At 69.6% G+C, this 23,736-nt stretch carries 19 protein-coding genes and 2 pseudogenes; 11 read left to right on the top strand and 10 right to left on the bottom strand.

Annotated elements, in window-relative coordinates; genetic code table 11:
* Nucleotides 1-75: 75 nt before the first annotated feature.
* Both ACFVV1_RS16955 and ACFVV1_RS16960 read right to left on the bottom strand, forming a co-directional pair.
* On the bottom strand, nucleotides 76-1,116 hold the full coding sequence (locus ACFVV1_RS16955) for an SCO1860 family LAETG-anchored protein (protein ID WP_389989983.1): 1,041 nt from the start codon (nucleotides 1,114-1,116) through the stop codon (nucleotides 76-78).
* A 334-nt stretch (nucleotides 1,117-1,450) separates the two neighbouring features.
* Nucleotides 1,451-2,527, bottom strand: a complete 1,077-nt coding sequence (locus ACFVV1_RS16960) for an amidohydrolase family protein (RefSeq protein ID WP_389990175.1) — start codon at nucleotides 2,525-2,527, stop codon at nucleotides 1,451-1,453.
* A gap of 137 nt (nucleotides 2,528-2,664) precedes the next feature.
* Here ACFVV1_RS16960 and ACFVV1_RS16965 point away from each other — a divergent pair, with 137 nt between their 5' ends.
* The 6 genes from ACFVV1_RS16965 (at nucleotide 2,665) to ACFVV1_RS16990 (ending at nucleotide 8,459) form a co-directional block, all read left to right on the top strand.
* Nucleotides 2,665-3,771, top strand: a complete 1,107-nt coding sequence (locus ACFVV1_RS16965) for a pyridoxal-phosphate-dependent aminotransferase family protein (RefSeq protein WP_389989984.1) — start codon at nucleotides 2,665-2,667, stop codon at nucleotides 3,769-3,771.
* Nucleotides 3,772-4,110: 339 nt separating this feature from the next.
* A complete protein-coding gene (gene ectA, locus ACFVV1_RS16970; protein ID WP_389989985.1) occupies nucleotides 4,111-4,641 on the top strand; it encodes a diaminobutyrate acetyltransferase in 531 nt (176 codons plus the stop codon).
* Between the two features lie 45 nt (nucleotides 4,642-4,686).
* Nucleotides 4,687-5,955, top strand: a complete 1,269-nt coding sequence (gene ectB, locus ACFVV1_RS16975) for a diaminobutyrate--2-oxoglutarate transaminase (RefSeq protein WP_389989986.1) — start codon at nucleotides 4,687-4,689, stop codon at nucleotides 5,953-5,955.
* A 76-nt stretch (nucleotides 5,956-6,031) separates the two neighbouring features.
* Nucleotides 6,032-6,430, top strand: coding sequence for an ectoine synthase (locus ACFVV1_RS16980; protein WP_389989987.1), 399 nt, complete (start codon nucleotides 6,032-6,034; stop codon nucleotides 6,428-6,430).
* Nucleotides 6,431-6,433: 3 nt separating this feature from the next.
* On the top strand, nucleotides 6,434-7,339 hold the full coding sequence (thpD, locus tag ACFVV1_RS16985; RefSeq protein WP_389989988.1) for an ectoine hydroxylase: 906 nt from the start codon (nucleotides 6,434-6,436) through the stop codon (nucleotides 7,337-7,339).
* Nucleotides 7,340-7,433: 94 nt separating this feature from the next.
* Complete coding sequence (locus ACFVV1_RS16990) at nucleotides 7,434-8,459, top strand: VOC family protein (RefSeq protein WP_389989989.1); 1,026 nt, start codon at nucleotides 7,434-7,436, stop codon at nucleotides 8,457-8,459.
* A 272-nt stretch (nucleotides 8,460-8,731) separates the two neighbouring features.
* Here the strand turns inward: ACFVV1_RS16990 and ACFVV1_RS16995 are convergent, their stop codons facing one another.
* The gene (locus ACFVV1_RS16995; protein WP_389989990.1) at nucleotides 8,732-11,458 is read right to left on the bottom strand and encodes a SpoIIE family protein phosphatase; all 2,727 of its coding nucleotides are present in this window, start codon (nucleotides 11,456-11,458) and stop codon (nucleotides 8,732-8,734) included.
* Between the two features lie 257 nt (nucleotides 11,459-11,715).
* Nucleotides 11,716-12,792: an alkene reductase gene (locus ACFVV1_RS17000; protein ID WP_389989991.1), complete on the bottom strand. Its 1,077-nt coding sequence runs from the start codon at nucleotides 12,790-12,792 to the stop codon at nucleotides 11,716-11,718.
* A gap of 156 nt (nucleotides 12,793-12,948) precedes the next feature.
* Between ACFVV1_RS17000 and ACFVV1_RS17005 the strand changes: the two genes are divergently transcribed.
* Complete coding sequence (locus tag ACFVV1_RS17005) at nucleotides 12,949-13,497, top strand: MarR family winged helix-turn-helix transcriptional regulator (RefSeq protein WP_389989992.1); 549 nt, start codon at nucleotides 12,949-12,951, stop codon at nucleotides 13,495-13,497.
* 40 nt (nucleotides 13,498-13,537) lie between these two features.
* Here the strand turns inward: ACFVV1_RS17005 and ACFVV1_RS17010 are convergent, their stop codons facing one another.
* Together ACFVV1_RS17010 and ACFVV1_RS17015 are read right to left on the bottom strand one after the other, a co-directional pair.
* Nucleotides 13,538-14,599, bottom strand: coding sequence for an aminotransferase class V-fold PLP-dependent enzyme (locus tag ACFVV1_RS17010; RefSeq protein WP_389989993.1), 1,062 nt, complete (start codon nucleotides 14,597-14,599; stop codon nucleotides 13,538-13,540).
* Nucleotides 14,600-14,753: 154 nt separating this feature from the next.
* Nucleotides 14,754-15,473 (bottom strand): DsbA family oxidoreductase, encoded by a 720-nt coding sequence (locus ACFVV1_RS17015; protein ID WP_389989994.1) that lies wholly within the window; start codon nucleotides 15,471-15,473, stop codon nucleotides 14,754-14,756.
* 977 nt (nucleotides 15,474-16,450) lie between these two features.
* On the opposite strand from ACFVV1_RS17015, the gene ACFVV1_RS17020 reads away from it, so the two are divergent.
* The 3 genes and pseudogenes from ACFVV1_RS17020 to ACFVV1_RS17030 all read left to right on the top strand — a co-directional run.
* On the top strand, nucleotides 16,451-16,759 hold the full coding sequence (locus ACFVV1_RS17020) for a transposase family protein (protein WP_389990176.1): 309 nt from the start codon (nucleotides 16,451-16,453) through the stop codon (nucleotides 16,757-16,759).
* A 101-nt stretch (nucleotides 16,760-16,860) separates the two neighbouring features.
* Nucleotides 16,861-17,328 carry an SAM-dependent methyltransferase gene (locus ACFVV1_RS17025; protein WP_389989995.1) on the top strand — a complete coding sequence of 156 codons (468 nt, stop codon included), beginning with the start codon at nucleotides 16,861-16,863 and terminating at the stop codon, nucleotides 17,326-17,328.
* Between the two features lie 24 nt (nucleotides 17,329-17,352).
* Nucleotides 17,353-17,835 (top strand): annotated as a pseudogene (locus ACFVV1_RS17030) (IS5 family transposase); the annotation flags it as partial.
* Here the strand turns inward: ACFVV1_RS17030 and ACFVV1_RS17035 are convergent.
* The 3 genes and pseudogenes from ACFVV1_RS17035 to ACFVV1_RS17045 form a co-directional block, all read right to left on the bottom strand.
* Nucleotides 17,822-18,913 (bottom strand): hypothetical protein, encoded by a 1,092-nt coding sequence (locus ACFVV1_RS17035; protein WP_389989996.1) that lies wholly within the window; start codon nucleotides 18,911-18,913, stop codon nucleotides 17,822-17,824. The pseudogene ACFVV1_RS17030 and the gene ACFVV1_RS17035 sit on opposite strands and share 14 nt — an antisense overlap.
* A gap of 232 nt (nucleotides 18,914-19,145) precedes the next feature.
* Nucleotides 19,146-20,735, bottom strand: a complete 1,590-nt coding sequence (locus ACFVV1_RS17040; protein WP_389989997.1) for an ABC transporter substrate-binding protein — start codon at nucleotides 20,733-20,735, stop codon at nucleotides 19,146-19,148.
* A gap of 621 nt (nucleotides 20,736-21,356) precedes the next feature.
* A pseudogene (locus ACFVV1_RS17045) lies at nucleotides 21,357-21,488 on the bottom strand (pectate lyase); the annotation flags it as partial.
* 77 nt (nucleotides 21,489-21,565) lie between these two features.
* Here ACFVV1_RS17045 and ACFVV1_RS17050 point away from each other — a divergent pair.
* Nucleotides 21,566-21,697 carry a hypothetical protein gene (locus tag ACFVV1_RS17050; RefSeq protein ID WP_389989998.1) on the top strand — a complete coding sequence of 44 codons (132 nt, stop codon included), beginning with the start codon at nucleotides 21,566-21,568 and terminating at the stop codon, nucleotides 21,695-21,697.
* Nucleotides 21,698-21,708: 11 nt separating this feature from the next.
* On the opposite strand, the gene ACFVV1_RS17055 is transcribed toward ACFVV1_RS17050, so the two are convergent.
* Nucleotides 21,709-23,571: a protein kinase gene (locus tag ACFVV1_RS17055; RefSeq protein ID WP_389989999.1), complete on the bottom strand. Its 1,863-nt coding sequence runs from the start codon at nucleotides 23,569-23,571 to the stop codon at nucleotides 21,709-21,711.
* Nucleotides 23,572-23,736 lie beyond the last annotated feature (165 nt).

The following is a 23,736-nucleotide window of genomic DNA, read 5'->3' on the forward strand; positions in this document are numbered from 1 at the left end:
CTCCGTCACACGAACGCCGCTCCCCGCTCCCCTCCTGGCTACGTCTGCCCCCCTCGGGCCTTGAGCCGTGCGGGGTCAGCCCTGGGCGCGGCGCCTGGCCACGACCATCGCCCCCGCGCCCGCCGCCAGCAGCAGGGCGGCGCCGCCCGCGATGTACGGAGTGGCTGAACTGCCGCCCGTCTCCGCGAGGTTGGAGTCGACGGCCGGGGCGTGGCCGGTGCCGGTCTGAGGCTTCACATTGCCGCCGTCACCGCCACCGGTGGCACCGGAGGTGCTGCCCGACGTACTGCCGGAGGTGCTCCCGCCGGTCGCGCCGCCGTTGCCGGAACCTCCGTTGCTCGTACCACCGTTGCTGGAACCTCCGTTGCTCGTACCGCCGTTGTCGCCGCCGCCCGGTCCGGTCCCCTTCGGGGTCTCGCAGGTCGCCTCGGCAAGCGTGACCTCACCCTGCACATCGGCGACATTCAGTTTGAGCGGGTTGACCGAGACCTTCAGCTGAAGCGCGGCCGCCGCTGCGGTGCGCGAGGTGGTGTGCGTCTTCGACAGGTCGAGGGTCACCTCGCCGACGCCCGGCACCTTCAGCTGCGTTGTACCGCCCGCGGTGAGGGTGATCCGCTTGCCGAGGACCGACACATGTCCCAGCACGTTCGACTCGGCGACCGGCTTTTTGCCCACCTCGCAGACCGCCTTGGAGGTGACCTTCTCGACCTCGATCAGCGAGAGCAGCGGCAGTCCGGGCACATGGACCCGGGCCTTCGCCACATTGCTGTAGCCCTCGGCCCGGTGCTTGCCGACGGTGGCCTTCGCGGTGGCCACATCGGCGCTCAGGACGCTGAACGGCCGTCCGCCGTCCACCCCGTCGAGCCGCACACTCAGCGCGGTCTTCTCAGCACTGGCGGGTGCCTGTACTTCATTGAGCGTGGCCTTGAGCGGCACATCGATCGTCTTGTTCAGGAGCGAGACATCGAGTGCGGTACGGAGCACGACCGCGCTCGCCTTCCCGTCGCCGGTGGTCGTGGTGGTCGTGGTGGTGGCGTGCGCCGGGACGGCGACCAGCAGGGCGACGGGAGCGGCGGCGACCGCCAGGGCGGCCAGGCGGAAGGTGTTGCTGTTCAAGATGGTGGAACCCCCACAAGAGACATGGAGCCACCGGCGCCGTCCAATGGGGGACATCGCTGGCACCGGTGACCTCGACCCCGAAAGCTTTACGCACAGAGGGTGAACCGTCAGACACCTGACGTGAGTTCACCCCAAAGGGGGGTTTCCGCTCCTGTATTCGAATATCTCGGTACGTTCGTTCCTCGGAGTCACCCGATCCGCTGAGCGCGGACGGCGCAGGCATCGACTGTGCCGGGGTGCGCGCAATGGTGTTTCAACGACCGGGCAGCGATGCGGTAACTGCCTGTCAACACGGCACACCCCGGCCGGAAGGCGGCCCCGTGAGCCGCCCTCAGCCGATCACCCGCCCGTTCAGCACCACCCGTCGCGGCGCCGCCAGCACCCGTACGTCCGCCCGCGGGTCCTCGTCGTACACCACCAGGTCCGCCGGGGCGCCCTCCTCCAGCACCGGCCGCCCCAGCCACCGACGCGCGCCCCAGGTGGTCGCCGACAGCGCGTCCAGGGCCGGGATGCCCGCCTTGACCAGTTCGGCGACCTCCTCCGCCACCAGCCCGTGGGCGAGCACCCCGCCCGCGTCGGTGCCGACGAAGACCGGAATGCCGGCGTCGTACGCGGCGCGCACGGTGTCGTAACGCCGCTCGTGCAGCCGCCGCATATGGTCCGACCAACGGGGGAACCTGGCGTCGCCGCCAGCGGCGAGCGAGGGGAACGTGGCGATGTTGACCAGCGTGGGGACGATCGCGACACCGCGCTCGGCGAAGAGCGGAATGGTCTCCTCGGTCAGCCCGGTGGCGTGCTCGATGCAGTCGATCCCGGCCTCGACGAGATCGCGCAGCGAGTCTTCGGCGAAGCAGTGCGCGGTGACCCGGGCGCCGAGCCGGTGCGCCTCGGCGATGGCCGCTTCGACCGCCTCACGCGGCCAGCAGGCGGTCAGATCGCCCACCTCCCGGTCGATCCAGTCGCCGACCAGCTTCACCCAGCCGTCGCCGCGGCGCGCCTCCTGCGCGACGTACGCGACCAGCTCGTCGGGCTCGATCTCGTACGCGTAGTTCCGGGTGTACCTGCGGGGCCTGGCGATGTGACGGCCGGCCCTGATGATCTTCGGGAGGTCCTCGCGGTCGTCGATCCACCGGGTGTCGGCCGGCGAACCGGCGTCCCGCAGCAGCAGCGCACCCGCCTCCCGGTCGGCGAGGGCCTGCTTCTCGCTGGTCGCCTCGTCGACGGCGCCGTGGTGGTCGAGCCCGACGTGGCAGTGGGCGTCGACCAGCCCCGGCAGCACCCAGCCGGTGACGGTCACCGCCTCGTCCGCGCCGGGCGGCCTCGCGTACGAGATCCGTCCGTCGACGGCCCAGAGCTCGTCCCGGACCTCCTCGGGTCCGACGAGCACCCGCCCCTTCACGTGCAGCACCTGCGGTGCCCTGTGATCGCTCATGAACAGCACTGTACGAGGCACTGTCCGGCGCCCTGGGTACGCTTCGACGGAAGCACCGTCCGTACGCGGCACCGCAGCGCACCGACCCGACCCGATCCGAAGAGAGCACCACCGTGACGCACCCCTTCCTCGACCTCGCCCCGCTCACCGCCGCGCGTTTCGCGGCCATCGAGAAGCGGGTGGCCGGCCTCCTCGCCACCGAGCAGGACGTCGTCATCATGCAGGGCGAGGCGCTGCTCCCCCTCGAAGGCTGTATCCGGGGCGGCGCCCGGCCCGGTTCGACCGCGCTGAACGTGGTCACCGGTCCGTACGGGCAGACCTTCGGGAACTGGCTGCGGGACTGCGGTGCCCATGTCGTCGATCTGGCGGTTCCGTTCCACACGGCGGTCACCGCCGACCAGGTGGCGCGGGCACTGGCCGAGCACCCGGAGATCGACTTCGTCTCCCTGGTGCACGCGGAGGCGGCGACGGGGAACACCAATCCGGTCGCCGAGATCGGCGAGGTGGTCCGTTCGCACGGGGCGCTGTTCATGCTGGACGCCGTCGCCTCGGTGGGCGCGGAGCCGCTGCTGCCGGACGTGTGGGGCGTCGACCTCTGCGTGATCGGCGCGCAGAAGGCGATGGGCGGCCCGGCCGGGGTGTCGGCGGTGTCGGTGAGCGAGCGCGCCTGGGAGCGGATCGCGGCCAACCCGCAGGCCCCGCGCCGCTCGTACCTCTCGCTCCTGGACTGGAAGGAGCGCTGGATCGACGGCGGTCGCAAGATGCTGCTGCACGCCCCCGCCCAGCTGGAGATGCTGGCGCTGGAGGCCTGCGTGGAGCGGATCGAGACCGAGGGCCTGGACGCCCTCATGGCCCGCCACGCCTCGGCCGCCGCGGCGACGCGTGCGGGCGCGGTGGCGCTCGGCGGGGGCCTGTCGCCGTATGTGCACGAGGCGGGGGACGCGGCGCCGGTCGCGACGACGCTGCGCGCCCCCGAGGGCGTCGATGCCGCCGAACTGGTCGCGCGGGCGCTCGCGGCCGACCCGTCGCTGCCGCTGATCGCGGGCGGGGGCGCGCTGTCCAAGGAGATGATCCGGGTCAATCACTACGGTGTGGATGCGACGCGGGGCTCGGTGCAGTCCTCGCTCGCGGCTCTGGGGGCGGCGCTGGCCGATGCGGGCCGGCAGGTCGACTTCGAAACTGCCCGCAAAGCCGTTTCGGAAACCTGGCCGAGCGAATAAATCCACAGCGGAACACCGGTATTTCATAAATGCGGGGAGCTGCTTTGTTCAGAGCAGCTCCCCGCATTCTTCTGCCCGCTTTCCCGGACCCTAAACACTCGAGTTTCCAGGACCTCGATCCGGGCTCGATCCACACAATTCCGGTGCGCCATCCGAGAGTTATGGCCTTGTGACCGACTCCACATCGCGCCCGTTATGCCAGATAAATAGCACCCAAAACAGGGGAAAGCACGGCCGGATCGCGCCGGGGCACGCGCCCGCGTGATAACACAGCGGATCACTCCACCCAACCCCTCACATCGATGCAATTTCGAAATTTGCTGGGTAAATTCAATTCCCATGACCGCCGCACCCGCAGATTTTGCACGTGCCCGAAGCGAATTCCTCACCATCGACACCCCACGAGTGGAGGACGGAGCCGCGATCTGGCGCATCGCCCGCGACTCCGAGGTCCTGGACCTCAACTCCTCGTACAGCTACCTGCTGTGGTGCCGTGACTTCGCGGCCACCTCCGTGGTCGGCCGCGACGAGACCGGCGAGCCCGTCGCCTTCGTGACGGGGTACCTCCGGCCGGACCGTCCCGAGACGCTCGTCGTCTGGCAGGTGGCCGTCGACCACGCCCACCGCGGGACCGGCCTTGCGGGAAAGCTCCTGGACGCGCTGACCTCGCGGGTCGCGGCCGAGCAGGGCCTGGCCTCGGTCGAGACGACCGTCACCCCGGACAACACCGCGTCGGACCGGCTGTTCACCTCCTACGCGCTCCGCCACGACGTGGCCCTGGAGCGCGAGGTGCTCTTCGACGGCGGGCTGTTCCCGGAGGGAACGCACCTGCCCGAAGTGCTGTACCGCATCGGCCCGTTCCACGCGTGAGCACACCCGCACCGCCACACACCCCCCTCAAGCAGGAGATTCCCTGTGACCATCACCCCGCCCGCGCTGAGTGTCTTCGAGACCCTGGAGTCGGAGGTACGGAGCTACTGCCGCAGCTGGCCCGCCGTGTTCGACCGTGCGCAGGGCGCCCGTCTGACCGACGAGGACGGCCACAGCTACCTCGACTTCTTCGCCGGCGCCGGATCCCTCAACTACGGCCACAACAACCCGGTGCTGAAACGCGCGCTGATCGACTACATCGAGCGCGACGGCATCACCCACGGCCTCGACATGGCCACCACCGCGAAACGGGCCTTCCTGGAGTCCTTCCAGAACAACGTGCTGCGCCCGCGTGACCTCCCGTACAAGGTGATGTTCCCCGGCCCGACCGGCACCAACGCGGTCGAGGCGGCGCTGAAGCTGGCCCGCAAGGTGAAGGGGCGGGAGTCGATCGTCTCCTTCACGAACGCCTTCCACGGCATGTCGCTGGGCTCGCTCGCCGTCACCGGCAACGCCTTCAAACGGGCCGGGGCCGGCATCCCGCTGGTGCACGGCACCCCGATGCCGTTCGACAACTACCTCGACGGCCGGGTGCCCGACTTCCTCTGGTTCGAACGGCTCCTGGAGGACCAGGGCTCCGGTCTCAACAAGCCCGCCGCCGTGATCGTCGAGACGGTGCAGGGCGAGGGCGGCATCAATGTGGCGCGCCCCGAGTGGCTGCGGGCGCTCGCCGATCTGTGCCGCCGCCGCGACATGCTGCTGATCGTCGACGACATCCAGATGGGCTGCGGGCGCACGGGCGCGTTCTTCTCGTTCGAGGAGGCCGGCATCACCCCCGACATCGTGACGCTGTCCAAGTCCATCAGCGGCTACGGACTGCCCATGTCGCTCTGCCTGTTCACACCGGACCTGGACATCTGGGGGCCGGGCGAGCACAACGGCACCTTCCGCGGCAACAACCCGGCGTTCGTCACGGCCGCGGCCGCGCTGGACGCCTACTGGGCGGACGGCCAGATGGAGAAGCAGACCCTGGCCCGCGGCGAGCAGATCGAGCAGGCGCTGCTGGCGATCTGCGACGAACACGCCCGGCTCGGCGCGCAGTTCCGGGGCCGTGGACTGGTCTGGGGCATGGAGTTCACCGACAAGGCGCGCGCCGCGGCGATCTGCACCCGCGCCTTCGAACTGGGCCTCCTCGTCGAGACCTCCGGTCCGCGGAGCGAGGTCGTGAAGCTGCTGCCGCCGCTGACCGTCACCCCCGAGGAACTGGACGAGGGCCTGCGGACGCTAGCCCGCGCAGTCCGCGAAACCACCTGAACCCGCCCCGGACCCGGACCACCCCGGCGTGGGTCCGACGAGAACACCCCCGCAGAGAGAAAGGCACCGAACCACCGTGATCGTCCGATCGTTCAGTGACATCGAGAACACCGACCGGCATGTGAAGGCCGCCTCCGGAACCTGGGAGAGCAAGCGCATCGTGCTCGCCCAGGAGAAGGTGGGCTTCTCGCTCCACGAGACCACGATGTACGCGGGTACCGAGACGTCGATGTGGTACGCGAACCACATCGAGGCCGTCCTGTGCGTCGAGGGCGAGGCCGAGCTCACCAATGACGAGACCGGCGAGAAGCACTGGATCACCCCCGGCACGATGTACCTGCTGAACGGCCACGAGCACCACACCATGCGGCCGAAGACCGACTTCCGCTGCGTCTGCGTCTTCAACCCTCCGGTCACCGGACGGGAGGAGCACGACGAGAACGGTGTCTACCCCCTGCTGACCGAGGAGGACTGAACCATGACCACCGATGTACGCACCGGTGTACGCACCGATCTGTACCCCACCCGCGGCGCGGCCGAGATGATCACTCCCCGCCAGGACCCGGTCATCTGGTCGGCGCCCGGTGCCCCGGGGCCGGCCGCCGTGAAGGATCTGCAGGGCTTCGAGCGCGACGGCTACCTCACCGTCGACCAGCTGATCACCCCGGACGAGGTCGCCGTCCACCACGCCGAACTGGACCGGCTGATCGCCGATCCGGCGGTGCGGGCCGACGAGCGCTCGATCATCGAGCCGAAGTCGCAGAAGGTGCGCTCGGTCTTCGAGGTCCACCGGATCAGCGAGGTCTTCGCCCGCCTGGTCGGTGACGAGCGCGTGGTGGGCCGGGCCCGTCAGATCCTCGGTTCGGACGTCTACGTCCACCAGTCCAGGATCAACGTCAAGCCGGGCTTCGGTGCTTCGGGGTTCTACTGGCACTCGGACTTCGAGACCTGGCACGCCGAGGACGGCCTGCCGAACATGCGGGCGGTGTCCGTGTCGATCGCGCTGACCGAGAACCACGACACCAACGGCGGGCTGATGATCATGCCCGGTTCGCACAAGTCGTTCCTCGGCTGTGCGGGCGAGACGCCGAAGGACAACTACAAGAAGTCCCTGAAGATGCAGGATGCCGGCACCCCGTCGGACGAGGCGCTGACGAAGCTGGCCGACCGGCACGGCATCAAGCTCTTCACGGGCAGGGCGGGTTCGGCGACCTGGTTCGACTGCAACTGCATGCACGGCTCGGGGGACAACATCACCCCGTACCCGCGCAGCAATGTCTTCATCGTCTTCAACAGCGTGGAGAACGCCGCCGAGGAGCCGTTCGCGGCACCGGCACGGCGTCCGGAGTTCATCGGCGCGCGGGACTTCACTCCGGTGAGGTGATCCGGTGAGGGGGTGGGCGACGTCCGTCGCCCACCCCCTCACCTCAACCCGAAATTGGTGGACCGCGAGGCCGTCACCAGCAACAGTGTGGCCCATGACCTCACTCGTACGTCACATCACGATCGACTGCGCCGACGCCTACGAGCTCGCCGGCTTCTGGTCCGGGGTACTCGGCGCGCCGCTCTCCGACGAGGACGCCCCCGGCGATCCCGAGGCGCTCGTCGAAACCCCCGGCGCCGCGCTGCTGTTCATCTCGGTGCCGGAGCCGAAGAGCACCAAGAACCGTCTGCATCTGGACATTCAGCCACAGGACCGCACCCGGGACGAGGAGGTCGAGCGGCTGCTCGGCCTGGGCGCCACCCTCGTGGCCGACCACCGCAAGCCGAACGGACGGGGCTGGGCGACGCTCGCCGATCCGGAGGGCAACGAGTTCTGTGTCGAGTGCAGCGCGGCGGAACGGGCCGCGCTGACCGGGACCCGGCTGCCGGTCACCGCGGACGATGTGACCACCGCGGTCCGTCTCGCGGTTGCCGCGCTCCGCGAGTCCCCGGTGGACGACTGGCTGGTCCCGGCCGGGGCGCTGGAGTGGAACTGCTGGGAGACCACGGAGCACCTGAGCGACGATCTCTTCTCCTACGCGGCCCAGTTGGGCCCGCAGCGGCCGCCGCTGGACGCGTATGTCCCGTACCGCTGGAACGCCGAACACCAGGAGGGTCCGGCGAACGCGGTCTTCGCTGACCGGTCGGCCGGTCCGGCAGGACTGCTGCAGACGCTGGAGGCGAGCGGCGCGCTGCTCGCCGCGATGGTACGGACGGCCTCGCCCGAGGTCCGCTCGTACCACTCCTACGGGGTGTCCGACCCGGAGGGCTTCGCCGCCATGGGGATCGTGGAGACCCTGGTCCACACCCACGACCTCGCCGCCGGCCTGGGCGTCCCCTGGACGCCGCCCGCCGGTCTCTGCGACCGGGTGCTGGCCCGGTTGTTCCCGGACGCCCCGAAGGACGCCGACCAGTGGGCCGTCCTGCTCTGGGCCACCGGCCGCGCGGAGCTGCCCGGCCGGCCCCGGGTCACCTCGTGGAAGTGGCACGGTGCGCCGCTGGAGGAGTCGGGCCAGGAGTAGCGGGAGGGCGCGGGCGCCGGGGGCGCTGCCGGAATCGGTGCTGTGAAACATCAGCAGATCCTGGAGGAGGGTGTGCGGGGACTTTTCGCCGGACGCCCGGCCCATGGTCCGGCAGAAGCTCTGGCCCACGGTCCGGCAGAAGCTTCTGGCCCACGGTCCGGCAGAAGCTCTGGAATGAGACCGTCGGCGTCGATCGCACGACGGTCCTTGTCCCGTCCACCCTGCCGGGACGGCCGCGGAGGTGTCCCTCTCGGGGCTTGCCGATCCAGCGGTCAGAGTTCCGCGTCGAGGATGTCCGACCACGCCGCGGCGTCCGCGCCCCCGCCGGACCGGGGCAGCGACATCTCCGCCCAGAGAACCTTTCCCTGGGGGGTGTAACGGGTGCCCCAGCGTTCGGTCAGTCGTGCGACGAGGAACAGACCGCGGCCTCCTTCATCCATCACGGCGGCATGGCGCAGATGGGGCGAAGTGCTGCTGCTGTCGGCCACCTCGCAGGTCAGGGTGCGGTCGTACAGCAGTCGTACGGTGACCGGCGCGGAGGCATAGCGGATCGCGTTGGTGATCAACTCGCTGAGCACCAGTTCCGTGGCGAACGCGAGTTCGGACAGACCCCAGTCGTCGAGCTTCTCGGCCACGACAGCACGTATCCCCGCCACGGCGGCGGGATCGAACGGTACGTCCCAGTCGGCGACACGGTCGGGCGGGATCGCCTGTGTCCGGGCGATGAGCAGCGCCACATCGTCCTTCGGCCGGCTGGGCAGGAGCGCGTCGAGCACCGCCTGACAGCTCTCCTCCGGCGACCGGTCGGGGTGGCACGCCAGGGCCTGACGCAGCAGCTCGATCCCCACGTCGATGTCCCGGGTGCGGTCCTCGATGAGCCCATCGGTGTAGAGGACGAGTTGCGTGCCCTCCGCCACTTCCAGTTCCGCCGTCTCGAACGGCATACCGCCCAGGCCCAGGGGCGGGCCGGCCGGCAGGTCGGGGAACGACACACCGCCGTCGGGCCGGACCAGTGCGGGCAGGGGATGCCCGGCCCGAGCCATGGCGCAGTGGCGGGAGACGGGATCGTAGATCGCGTACAGGCAGGTGGCTCCGATGATCCCCGCGTCGGCGGTGCTCTCCGCCTCCTCCTGGTCGATGCGCCCGATCAGGTCGTCCAGGTGGCTGAGGATCTCGTCGGGCGGCAGGTCGAGCGTGGAGAAGTTGTGCACGGCCGTGCGCAGCCGTCCCATCGTGGCGGCCGCGTGCAGGCCGTGGCCGACGACATCCCCGACGACCAGCGCCACCCGACTGCCCGGGAGCGGGATCACGTCGAACCAGTCGCCGCTCACCCCGGAGAGTGCGGGCAGGTAGCGATGGGCGACGTCGAGCGCGCTCTGTTCGGGCAGGGCCCGCGGGAGCAGGCTGCGTTGCAGGGTCACGGCCATGACGTGCTCACGGGTGTAGCGGCGGGCGTTGTCGATGGAGACGGCCGCCCGGGCGACCAGTTCTTCGGCCAGGGACAGGTCGTCCTCCTCGAACGGCTGGGGTTTCTCGGAGCGCCAGAATTCGGCCATGCCCAGGATGACGCCCCGTGCCTGGAGGGGCACCGTGATGAGCGAATGGATGCCGTAACCGACGATCATCCGCGTCCGCTCCGGGTCCTGGGCGAGCCAGCCGGGTGCGGCGGACAGGTCGGGCACCAGCTCCGGCCGGCCGGTGGCGAAGGCCCGTGCCTGCGGCGTGGAGGGAAGAAAGCGGATCAGCTGCCCGAGTTCGTAGAGGGGATGGTCGTCCCGGATGCCGCGGACAGCGGTGCGGCGCATGGCCGTGTCGGTACCGGTCGGCTCGTCCCCTTGCAGGACCGGGTCGGCCAGATCGACGGTGACGAAGTCGGCGAGCCGGGGTACCGCGATCTCGGTCAGTTCCTCGGCCGTAGCCACCACATCGAGGGTGGTACCGATGCCGAGACCGGCGTCGTACAGGAGGCGCAGCCGCTCGCGGGCGTTCTCCGCCCTGCCGGACAGCGCCCGCAGCTCCGTGGAGTCACGCAAGGTCGCGACTGTTCCCTGGGGGCCACCGTGACGGTCCGTGGACCGCTGGTTCACCGCGAGCAGTCGGCTCCCCGCGAGGAGCACTTCGTCCGTGGCCGCGCGCCCCGAGGTCAACAGCTCCACCATGCCGGGATCAAGGCTGGGCAAGTCCGGGATGTATCGCCCCTCGGCGTCGAGCGGCAGATCCAGCAGCCGTCTGGCCTCGTCATTGGCCAGCAGCAGTCGACCGTCTCCGCTGGTGATGAGCACGCCTTCGCGCACGGCGTGCAGCACCGCGTCGTGATGCTCGTACATACGAGTCATCTCGGCAGGGCCCAGACGGTGGGTCTGCCGCCGCAGTCGCCTGGCCACCAGCGCCGTCCCGCTCGTGGCCACTCCGAGCGCAACCGCTCCTGCACCGAGGATGATCGGAATCTGCCGTGCCACCACGCCTGTCACGTGCTTGACCTTCATGCCGGTAGCCACCAGGGCCACGACCCGCGCGTGATCGTGGACGGGGACGATCGCCTGCTCCTCGCGGCCGAGCGGGCCGTTGACGCTCTCGGTGTACACGCGGCCGGCCAGCGACGGTTCGATGGTGCCGACGACCCTCTTCCCGATCAGGTCCGGCCGGGGGTGCGTGTAGCGGATCCCTTTTGTGTCCGTCACCACGATGAAGTCGACGCCGGCCGCCTTCCGCCCCGCCTCGGTGAGCGGCTGGAGCACTTTGGAGGGATCGGGGGACTTCAGCGCGGCCAGGAGGCCCGGTGAGTGCGCGAATGTCTGCGCGACGGCGATGGAACGGCTTCTGGCCTCCGCGCTGCTGTCGTGCCGGGACTGCACTACGAGCGCAAGCACCGCGGCGGCCACGAGGAGCACGACGACAGCCACCTGCAGGGCGAAGACCTGGCCTGCGACGCTCCGAGGATACTTGCCCGTGAGTGACCGGACCTGCGCGCTCCGGAATCGGCCGAAACGATTGACCACAGTGCCCTTTGTAGCACCGCGAGGTCGAAGGTGCGTGCGGTCAGGGCTCGCTCGGGGGCGGGACCGCGCGGCGGCTCCGACGCCGATCCGCAGCCGTGGGGCCGGATCGGCGCCAGGACAGTACGGATACGGCCGGCCCGGATCGGTGGGGAGGACCCGGCCCCGGTGATGCTCCCCACCGAGCCGGTACGCCGCGATTCGCCGTAGCCGCCGTCGCGACCGGCCGGAGGTCGTGCGGTCCGGCAACCCTCACGGTCTCAGGACCGCACGGCGTCCAGCGCCGGGTAGTCGACGTACCCCTTTGCGTCCCCGCCGAAGAAGGTCGCCGGGTCCGGGGTGTTGAACGGGCCGCCGGCCTTCAGCCGGGCGGGCAGGTCCGGGTTGGCGATGAACAGCGCACCGTAGGAGATGATGTCGGCGATCCCGTCGTCGATCACCGAGTGGTCGTCCGGTCCGGTCGGCCCGTCCGTCAGCGCGTTGAGAATGAAGGTACCGGAGAACTGCTTGCGCAGCGCGAGCGTCAGCTCGCGGATCTCCACCGACTCCAGGACGTGCAGGTAGGCGAGGCCGAGCGGCCCGATCTCCCGTACCAGCGCGGTGTAGACGGCTTCCGGCGCGGGCTCGTCGATGTCGTTGTACGCGTTTCCCGGCGAGATGCGCAGCCCGGTTCGCGCCGCGCCGATCTCGGCGGCGACGGCCTTGACCACCTCGACGGCGAACCGGATGCGGGCCTCCTCGGAGCCGCCCCACTCGTCCGTGCGGAGGTTGGTGTTGGGCGCGAGGAACTGGTGGATGAGGTAGCCGTTGGCACCGTGCAGCTCGACCCCGTCGAAGCCGGCGTCGACCGCGTTGCGCGCGGCTGCCGCGAAGTCGGCTATGGTCCGGCGGACTTCGTCACCGGTCAGTTCGCGCGGTGCGGTGAAGTCCACCAGTCCGGTGCCGGTGTAGAGCTGACCGGCGGGCTTGACGGGGGAGGCGCTGACCGGGGTGAGCCCGTCCGGGAGCAGGACCGGGTGGCCGATCCGGCCCGCGTGCATGAGCTGGGCGAAGATCCGGCCGCCCGCCGCGTGCACCGCGTCGGTGACCTTGCGCCAGGCAGCGACCTGTTCCGTGCTGTGCAGTCCCGGGGTGTTGGGGTAGCCCTGGCCCACCACCGACGGCTGGATGCCCTCCGTGATGATGAGGCCCGCCGAGGCGCGCTGGGCGTAGTACTCGGCGACGAGATCGGTGGCGGTGCCGCCCTCACCGGCCCGGCTGCGGGTCATCGGGGCCATCGCGATGCGGTTGGCGAGCTGGGCGCCGGACAGGTCGATCGGGTCGAATGCGGTGGTCATGGAAGCTCCCGGGGGAATTATGTGGTCGGCCAAGTATCTCTGCCTCGGCCACTGTAACCCATTACTTGGCCGACCAAGGTAAAGTTGTCGGAAGGCGGCCGGACCGGCATCGGAGCAGCCGGCCGGAGCGCTGCCGAGGAATGCCGAGGAGTCCCGATGAAGGCCGAACGAGCCGAGTCCACCGAGTCCGCCGCACCGGCTGGTCCCGCCGAATCGACCGATTCCGCGGATCCCGCCTGTACGCGACTGCCGAGCGCCGCGCTCGGCGGCCCCGTCAGCCATGCCGTCTCGCGGGTCGCCCGGCTGCACCGGATCGCCGCGGGCAAGCTGCTCAAGGGGCTCGGGCTCTACCCCGGCCAGGAGTTCCTGATGATGTACTTGTGGGACGCGGGTGCGGTGCGCCAGTCCGAGCTGATCAAGGCGATGGAGCTCGACCCCTCCACGGTGACCAAGATGCTCCAGCGCCTCGAACAGACCGGGCACGTCCGCCGCTGCCCCGACCCCGGCGACCGCCGGGCCGTCCTGGTCGAGGCCACCGACGACAGCTGCGCGCTGCACTCCGACGTCCAGCGTGCCTGGACGAGCCTGGAGGAGCACACCCTCGCCGGGCTGGACACGGCCGAACGCGAGGAGCTGGCCCGGCTGCTCGCCAAGGTCGAGGAGAACCTCTGTCACGAGACCGAGAACTGCCCCGGCCTCCGCTGATCCCCGGCGCCCGGGGGATCAGCCGGGCATCCGGGCGGCCTCAGCCGGAGAGCACGTCCAGCACCCGGTCCACATCGGCCTCCGTGTTGTACAGGTGGAAGGCCGCGCGCAGGTTCCCCGCCCGGTTCGAGACCATCACCCCGGCCCGCGCCAGCTCGGGCTCCCGCCCGCCGAGTCCGGGCACGACGACGATCGCCGACTCCCCCGGCACCACCTCGTGCCCCAGCCCGGCCAGCCCCGCCCGCATCCGGGCCGCGAGCCCGGTGGCGTGGGCGTGGAGGGCGTCGATGCCGACCTCGCCGAGCAGCGCGAGGGAGCGCTCGGCGCCGTGGTACGAGAGGAAGGCGGGCGGTTCGTCGTAGCGGCGGGCGGTCGGGGAGAGCTGCCCGACCGGGCCGTACGTGCTGTTCCACGGGTCGTCGGAGGCGACCCACGCGGCGAAGACGGCCGGCAGGGTGCGTTGCGCCTCCTCGGTGACGGTGAGGAACGACGCGCCCCGCGGGCACAGCAGGAATTTGAAGCCGCCGGTGACGGTGTAGTCGTACGCCCCGGCGTCCAGCGGCAGCCAGCCGGCCGACTGGGTGGCGTCGAGCAGAATCCGGGCGCCGTGGGCGGCTGCGGCCGCGCGTACCGCGTCGAGATCGGCGATCCGGCCGTCGGCGGACTGCACGGCCGAGAAGGCGACGAGCGCGGTACCGGGCCGTACCGCGTCGGCCAGTCCGTCCAGCGGGACATAGCGCACCTTGAGATCGCCACGGACCGCGAACGGGCTGACGACGGAGCTGAACTCCCCCTCGGGCGCCAGGACTTCGGCCCCCGGCGGCAGCGCGGCCGCGATCAGCCCGACGTGCACGGAGACCGAGCTGCCGGTGGCGACCCGGTCGGCGTCCACACCGGCGAGGCGGGCGAAGCCGGCCCGGGCCGCTTCCACCGCCTCGAAGTCGCCGGAGCCGGCGCTGCGGCCCGTGGCGATCGCCCCGGCGAGCGCGTTCACCGCCGCCACGGTGCGCCGGGGCAGCAGCCCGCAGGTGGAGGTGTTGAGGTACGTGGTCTCCGGTGCGAACTCGTCGTCCACCGTACGGCTGAGCGAAGTAGTCTCCATGAGCCCAGCGTGCGGCGCCGTTGACTCCTCGTCAATTACGAAGAGTCAAGGGGCGCACCCCAACGGTGCCGGGGGCTCAGGCGGTGCAGCCGCCCCGCGAACTCAGGCACGAAGCCCGGCGGGCGGGTTCAGTCGTAGCTTCCGGCCGACGGGCTCAGGCATGGCCTCCGGCCGACGGGACCTCGCAGGCGCCGTCGGCGTCGCACGCCGCGGCGTCCCCGCCGATCGCGGTGAGCGGCCGGTCCTTCCACGCCTGTTCGAGTGCCTGGGCGAACACCTCGGCGGGCTGGCCGCCGGAGATCCCGTACCGCCGGTCGAGCACGAAGAACGGCACGGCGTTGGCCCCCAGCTCGGACGCCTCCCGCTCGTCGGCCCGCACCTCGGCGGCGTACGCCTCCGGATCGGCGAGAACGGCCCGCGCCTCGTCGGCGTCGAGACCGGCCTCGACGGCGAGCTCGACCAGCACGTCACCGTCGAAGACGGAACGCTCCTCGGCGAAATTCGCCCGGTAGGCGCGGCTCAGCAGCTCGTCCTGGCGGCCCCGGGCCTTGGCCAGGTGGAGCAGCCGGTGGATGTCGAAGGTGTTGCCGTGGTCACGGCCCTCGGTGAGGTAGCCGAGCCCTTCGGACTGCGCGTTGGCCGCGACGTTCGCTTCCATGGCCCGCGCCTCTTCACGGGTGCGCCCGTACTTCTGCGCCAGCATGTCGATCACCTGCGTGGTGTCGCCCTTGGGGTACGCGGGGTCGAGCTCGAAGGACCGGTGCACGACCTCGACGTCGTCGCGGTGGGCAAACCCTGCCAGCCCCTTCTCGAAGCGGGCCTTCCCGATGTAGCACCAGGGGCAGGCGATGTCGCTCCAGATCTCGACGCGCATGTCTCTTCTTCTCTCCGTGTTCCGTACGTACAGCTCAGGCGACGCGGAGCCACCCTCCGCTCCCACACACAACGCGCGAGCGGACTCTCCCATTCCCCGGCTGCGGACGCGCCCCGCTGCCCTGCGGACGCGCCACGGCCAGGGCGTGTCTCTTACGACGTGGTGCACGATTGGGGCTGTCCTTACGTGGCGGAGGATGGTGTCCGTGCGCGCTCCTTTCGACCACCCCGAGCCCCGTCGCGTCTCGCCAGGCGAGTACCCCAGGTGGGACCGGTCTCTCGCCCTCCTCAACCGGGACCTGGCGGTGACCCCCTCCCGAGCAGGAACCCCTGCAACTGCTGGCCATTTCGCCCTACGATGCGGACGAGCCGGAGAACGTCCATGTCGCTCCGGCTAACGGCGAGTGGCAGGGCGATTACCTGCATCCGGACTCGGCAGACGATCCTGCCTCTGCGCCGGCGATCGTCGCCGATGCCGCGCAGGAGACCGTCACCGAGCGTCTGTGGCAGGCGTGGCCTCTGTGCGCCGAGCACGGCCTCGGCATGCATCCGCGGGATGCGGACGGGCAGCTGTCCTGGTGGTGCGCGGGAGAGCGGTTGCGGCGCGGCCCGGCCCATATCCGTGCGGCCGTGGGCGCGCTCGACACCTTCGTCCGCCCACGTCGCCCCAATCGCAAGAGGCGGCGGGCGAGTTGATATCCCGCTGGGCCACGGTCGTTGGACGCGACGTGACGTGAAGAGGGCTGTGCGGGTTGGTGTTGTTGTGACGCAATACCTTGGTCGCGCGGCCTTGTCCCATCGCATCTTCACCGGCCTTCGACACCGTCGGCTCGGCACGCTGATCGGCGAGTTGGCTCAGGTGTGGATGGCCGCCGAAGAAGGACGACGGTACGACCGTCGAGGTCATGACCTCGACGGTACGACCGTCGAGGTCATGACCGTCTGCGCGCGGCCGGGGCGGGACCGAACCACCAGTTGGTGTTCACCGACCGGGTCATCGCCGCGTTGGTCGTCCTGCAGTTGCAGCTCCCGCACGCGGCCGTGGCCGTGCTCTACGGGGTGGACCGTTCCACGATCACTCGGGCCGTCCACGAAATCCGCCCGTTGCCGGCGGCCTGTGGCTTCGCTGTACCAGGTCACGCCGGCCTGCGGCTTCGCACGCTGAAGGGCGTCTTCGCTTACGCGACGGCCGAGGGAGGCGAGCTGCGGCTGGACGGTACCGAGGTCCGGGTGAGCGCAACACCGTCGAACGCTGCGTCAACCGCCTCAAGCAGTGGCGCGGCCTAGCCATACAGTGCGACAAACTCGCCATCGCCTACCAGGCCGCACTCCACCTCGCGGCCATCCTCATCCGGGCACGACGCTGACCAAAGAGATGGAACCTTGCCATGCCAAGCTTCGAGGTCACACCGATAGGTACAGTCCGGAACAACCGGACGGACGTCCAGCACACGGACAACTGGGGTACCGTCCGCAGCACGATCACCGTCGACGAGCGCTTCGGCGAGGCGTGCCTCCAGGGTCTGGAGGGCTTCTCCCACGTGGAGGTCCTCTTCGTCTTCGACCAGTTCCCGGAACACGACGACTACCGCGAACCCCGCCCCTACCGCGGCCGCTCCGACCTCCCGCCGGTTGGTGTCTTCGCCGGCCGCGGCCCCCGCAGACCGAACCGCATCGGGGTAACGTGCTGCGCCATCGAATCCGTCCACGGCCGCGAACTGACGGTGGTGGGCCTCGACGCGGTCTCCGGCACCCCGGTCATTGACCTGAAGCCGACGATGGCGGAGTTCCGCGCGGTGGACATCAAGCAGCCGGAATGGGTCAGCGGCCTGATGTCGGAGTACTTCCAGCCCTAAACGCACCCCGTCAACCCGCCCGCGCTGACCAGCAAGATCCACCTCGCCTGAGACGCCCTGGGCCGGCCGCTCGCCTTCGTCGTCACGGGCGGGAACACCAACGACTGCACCCAGTTCACCGCAGCGATGGAAGCGATCCGGGTCTCCCGCATCGGACCGGGTCGGCCCGGGGTCCGACGCGCTCATGCCCCGGGCGACAAGGGCTACAGGTCCAGGGCGATCCGCACCTGGCTCCGCCACCGGGGCATCCCGCACACCATCCCCGAGCGGGCCGACCAGGCCCGCAACCGACTCAGGCGCGGCCGCTGCGGCGGCCGGCCACCGGCCTTCGACCGCAACATCTACAAGCAGCGCAACGTGGTGGAACGGTGCTTCAACCGCTTGAAGCAATGGCGCGGCATCGCCACCCGCTGCGACAAGACCGCCCGGTCCTACGAAGCAGCCGTCACCCTCGCCTCACTCCTGATGTGGGCGCGCCATTCGACGACAACTCCTAGGAGCGGGCGGCGGTCGCGCAGCTGTCGCCCGTGGCAATCGTGCCGTTGCTCGTGTCGATCGGCTTGCTGCGGTCGTACGGATCGACCTGGCGGGCCTCGTCGGCGCGCTGCTCGTCGGCCGTGCCGAAGGGTGGCACGAAGTAGCCAGTCGGGGCGGAGCAGCCGCCGTTGGTCATGTCGAGCGCATACGAGACGAGGGACATCGTGCCCGGTTCGGTGATGACCTTGGCCGGGTCGTCCCAGCTCATCACCACCTCGCGCCGCACGATCGTACGGACGACCTCGGCGTCCCGCCCGCCGTCGCCCGTCGGGGTGACCGGGTACACGAAGGTGACGTCCGCCGTCACCTCGACCGCCCCCTGTTTCCCCTCCTGGTACGTGAGCCGACCGCGTGTCTTGACCACGTCACCGACCAGCCGGGACTGCTCCGGCCGGAAGCGGCTGAACAACAGCAGCGGGTCGGCCTTGTCCTTGGGCGCCGTCGACGACAGGGCGGTACGGAGATACTCCTGGACGTCCTTCTGATGCGGGTTCAGCAGCGCGATCGCCTTCGTGGGCCGCTCACCGCGCAGCACGCGGGAGTTGAGCCCTGCGGCCACCAGGAAGTCCCGGCTCTGCCGCAGTGCCCGCTCGACCTGGGCGGCGTCCATCCAGCCGGTCGCCTTGGCCGGCGGCACCGTGATCCCTGCCGCTCCGTCGGCCCAGCGGGCGGCAGGCGAACCCCGGAAGGGTTCGGCGAGGGTAGGGTGCAGATCCGGCTCGGCGCCGGGGGCTTCCCGCGGGCTTTCCGACTCGGCGGCCAGCGGCGCGCCGTCCTGCCCGCCGTCGTTGCCACCGAACCAGCCGATGACCTGCTGCGGGAAGAGCCCCACGACCAGGAGGGCCACGACCGCCACCAGCCCGGTCACGTACCAGCCTGTCCTGCGCCGGGGCCGGGCCGGTGAGTACGTACGCCAGCCTTCCGGCTGCCCGGAGCGCTCCCGCAGCCGCCGCTCCACCTCACGGGCGCGCGCCGACGGCTCCACGGGGGCCCCGGCCGCACCCGTCACCGATTCACGGAGGAACCGCTCCCACTCCTCTTCGGACACGGACGACCCGTCCTGCCCCCCAGCCCCGCTCACACCGCACTCCCGTTCCCGCTCGATTGCTCGATGCCCGATGGCTCGATCGCTCGACCGTCCGATCAGTTGACTGTGCACCGGTCCATCGAGAGCCGCCCGTATGATCGCATGAGCAAGCCGCCAGCCTGCCGGGGCGGTGAGTGAAGTGTCAGGACGCCGCGCTGTCCGCTGGCACGGGCGTGACATGTGACGACAGAACCTAGTCCGCCGTGCTGAGTTCCCAGAACCGGAAGACGGTCGAGGTGTCCAGGCAGTTCTGCAGGCCCCGGACGTTCTCGTGGGCGACCGCGTACTGCTTGCCCTGCCAGAGCGGCAGGAGCGGCAGCTGGCGCGCCACGATGTCCTGCAGCTTCATGAACTCCTGCCGGGTGTCCGCGCGGTCGGTCATGGACGAGGTCTTCGGGATGATCTGCTTGGTTATCTCGCTGTTCTCGTAATTGTTCGACAGGACGTTTCCCTTACCGAAGAACGGCTGGGTGAAGTTGTCGGGGTCGGGGTAATCCGGCACCCAGCCCTTGACATAGACGCCATATTTGCCGTCGGCGATGTCCTTCTCGTATTGCTCGAACGGGACGGACTTCATCCTGGCGTCGAAGAGTCCGCTCTTGTTCAGCTGACCGGCGATGGTCCGTATTTCGTCGTCGGTGGCGGGTCCGTAACGGCTCGGGGTGGACCAGAGGGTGAGTTTCACCTTGTCGGTGATACCGGAGTCCCGCAGGACCTCCCTCGCCCGTTGCGGTTGCGGGCTGTCGCCGTACGTGTCGAAGAACGAGGTGCCGTGGCCGGTGATGCCGACCGGGACGATCGAGTAGAGCGGTGCCGCCGTGGACTGGTAGACCTGACTGACCAGGGAGTTGCGGTCGACGAGATAGGCGATGGCCTTGCGCACGGCGAGCTTGCCGACCACGGGGTCGGCGACGTTGAAGACCATGTGCTGGACTTCGGCGCTGCTTCCCTGGACGACCTCGAGGCCGTCGTTCTGCGCGGTGGGCGAGGTGTCCAGGGCGGCTATCGCCTTGGCGGTGAGGCCACGGTAGGCGATGTCGACCTTGCCCTTTTCCAGGGAAGTTTCGAGGGCCTGCTGGTCGCCGCGGAAGAGTTCCAGCGTCACGCCGGAGTTCTTCACCTCGGCGTTTCCGTGGTAGCCGGAGTAGACGGAGAAGACGGCCTTCGACTTGTCGAAGGAGTCCAGTTGATAGGGACCGGAGCCAACCGTCCTGCCGCCCTTGAGCAGCCTGTTCTTGGGGTAGACGCGATGGTCCACGATGGAACCGGCACCCGATGCGATCTTGCTGGGAAATATCGCATCGGGCACGTTGAGATGGAAGACGACGGTCTTCTCGCTCGGGGTGGTGATCGACGAGATGGTGGAAAGCAGCGGCGCCGGGCCCGCCGGGTCGTTGATTCCGATCGCCCGGTCGAAGGAGTACTTGACGTCCTCCGATGTGAGGCTGTTGCCGTTGCTGAACTTCAGCCCGTCACGCAGGGTGCAGGTATAGGTCTTGCTGCCGTCCGAGAAATGGCACTCCTCGGCGGCCTCCGGCACAGGGGTGGAACTCCCGGGCGGGAAGCTCAACAAGGACTGGAAGACGTTGCTGAACAGCAGCCAGGACCCCGGGTCGTACCCCGCCGCCGGATCCGTCGCGAGGATGTCGTCGGACATCCCGACGACCATCTTCTCCTCGGACCCGAACGGCCAGATCTGATCCTGGGAGCCGCAACCCGTCAGCAGCACCACTGCTAATCCCCCGGCGATCAGGGTGCTCGACCGCCTCGTACGAACCTTCACAGAACGTGCCTCATACTCTCGGCCGGCCACAGGGGTGTACCCGGACAACCGGATCAGGTCAGGAAATACTGCGAATGGCGCGCCCGTCCGGCATATTCGGCCCGGCCGGGCGCGGTGGTGCGGACCGAACATTTTGCGTGGACCGGGTGTTCACCAGGAATTCCAGGCATAGTGACCAACTTTCGCATTCCCGGCCGGTGAACGGCACGGGGCAGGCTACGGCCGGTCTCGTGGTGCCGTCGGCCAATCTAGTAGTTGACCGCATTGCGCGATGGCACATCATGCGCCAATTAATTCCCACGGTTCGCCGGTGATGTTGGCCTGTTTTGCCTAATATCACATGGTGATGGTCGAGCTGATCAACCCGGTCGCCATCCCGCCCGGCTGATCGACCAACCGGCCCCGGAGTGCGGTACGCGGGGCCACATGGCGGCGCCAAAAGCCCCCTTCCTGGACACCGCGGCTGCCCACCGGCCCCAGGACTCCCTCCCGATCCACCACCGCGCCACCGAGGCCGAAAATCGTCGGATCACCGCGGAACCCTCGAACTTCTGGCATCCATCGGCAGGACGGCCAGGGGGTGCACAGCCTTCCAGCAGGCCGTGCACCCCCGGTCTTCCCTCAGAACTTCCCGGCTCCCGCCCCCGCGGTCACCGAGGCGGCCACGGTCGGGGCGGGTTCGGCGGAGTACGCGTACGGCGGGGTGGTGAAGGTGCGGACCCGGGAGATCTCGGTGGCCGCGCCGCCGAGATCCGGCATGGTGTCCATGAGCGCCCGCCCCGCCGAGGTCGAGGACCGCAGGATCCCTCCCCAAGGGCGCGGACCTCCGCATGTTCAGCCAGGCCGACCTGGACGCCATCGCCCACGAGCTCAACCACCGTCCGCGCAAGACCTATGGCTACCGCGCTCCGGCAGAGGTCTCCGCTGACCTCCTGAACAGGGGTGATGCGCTGCCCGCTTGAGCCCGCCGGCGTTAGTAGGGCACCGTGTCGCACAAGGTCTCCGCCCAGGCAGAGGCGCCGTACTTGTTGGCCGCGCGCACCGTGACGCAGATCTTGTCACCGGAGTACGGACCCTTGATCGTGTAGCTGGTGCTGCCGGTTGAGTAGGTGGTGTCGAGGTTCTTCTCGGTGAAGTTGCTGCCCTTGTTGGTGTAGTGGATGTCGTACCTGGTCGCTCGGGAGATCGCCGACCAGCTCACCTTGATCGGCATGTCGCATGCGCCGACACAGGAGTTGGTGTACGCAGCCTTGTAGCTCTTCATGGCGGGCGGCCGCGAGCCGGAGGACGAACCGCCGGAGCCGGATGAATCTCCGCCGTCCGAGCCCGAGGAGCGAGACGGCCCCGTAGAGCCGGACCCGGCGCTGGTGCTGGTGCCGCCGCTGTCGGAGCCGCTGTTGCCATCGGATGCACTTCCGCCGCTCTCAGGGGCGTTCGACCCATCCGGCCCGTCCTCGTCGCCCTGCCCCTTCCCGCCGTCCACGCCCTTCCCGCCGTCCGCGCCCTTGCCACCGTCCGCGCCCTTGCCGTCGTCCCCGTCCTTCCCTTTCCCTCCCTTGGAAGGTGAACTGCTGGACATGCTCGGCGAGTTGCTGCCACCAGGAGTGGCACTCGCGCTGCTGCCCGGTGACTGGGCGTGCGTTCCGTCCCCGCCGCCACCCAACAAGGGCTGGAGCACGACGACCGTGCCGCCGCCGACGGTGATGACGGCAACGATGGGCAGAACGATGAGCCTGCGGCGCCGGCGGGGCCGCTGTTCGTGCTCCCGCCGTCGCGTCGTGGTGTCGCTGTCCGCCGGGACGACTTCGGGAGGCTCGCCCTTCGGCCGCAGCCCGACGGTCGCCAGGTCCACGGGCTCCTCCCGCAGCGGCGCCGCCTCGGCGTCGAGCAGCCGCGCGGACTGCTGCGCGAGGTGCGCGACGACACCGGCAGGCAGCCAGGCGCCGCGCGCGGCGCGGGGACGCGGCCGCTCGGGGTCCTCCAACAGCTCGTCGACGTCCGGCCGTTGGTCGATGTCCTTTGTCAGACACCGGGCGATGAGCGCCCGCAGCGCGGCGTCCTCGACACGCGTCAGGTCGGGCTCGCCCTCCACGATCTGGAACATCACCGCGTGCTGATTGCTTGCCCCCTGTCCGAACGGCAGCTGCCCGGTCGCCGCATACGTCAGCACGCACCCGAGGGTGAACACGTCGCTCTTGCCCTCCGCGCGCTGCCCGCGCACCTGCTCCGGCGACATGAACCCGGGAGAGCCGATGACCATCCCTGTACTGGTCAACAAGGACTCGACGGACGTCTCGAGCGCCCGCGCGATCCCGAAGTCGATGACCTTCGTGCCATCCACGGTGAGCATCACGTTGGACGGCTTCAGGTCACGGTGCACGATCCCGGCGCCGTGAATGTCCTTGAGCGCCTTCAGCAACCCGTCGGCGAGGGCGTGCAGGGACGCGGCAGGCAACGGCCCGTACAGCCGCACGACTTGCTCGAGCGAGAGCCCGGGAACGTACCCCGTGGCGACCCACGGCGGCTCGTCGCCCGGACCCGCGTCGAGAACCGGCGCCGTGTACCGCTCATCGACCCTCCGCGCCGCCTCGATCTCCCGCCGGAACCGCGCCCTGAACTGCTCGTCGGACACGTGCTCTTCGTGCACCACCTTCACGGCTACGGTCCGCCCGCTGTCCGACCGCGCGAGAAACACCCGCCCCATGCCACCGGCACCAAGCCGCCCGAGCAGCAGATACGGCCCGATGCGCGCGGGGTCGCTCACCGCGAGCGGCTTGATACCCCCGTCGACGCTGTCGTCCCGCTCGTCGCGTCCGTCTCCGTTCGTACCGCTCATGGTGGTGTGACTCCCCGTTCTTCCCGCCTGGTCAACGGCGTAACCCGGATGAGACTAGACGTTGTTGATGTACCTGCTGAAGCTGAGGGACGCGTTGTACGAGCGGGACGGTTCTAGGGTGCGTTTCGAAAGTGCTGGTCACAGCCACTCGTTGATGGCTGCGAC

The sequence above is a fragment of the Streptomyces sp. NPDC058092 genome, assembly GCF_042884935.1.
Lineage (GTDB): Bacteria > Actinomycetota > Actinomycetes > Streptomycetales > Streptomycetaceae > Streptomyces.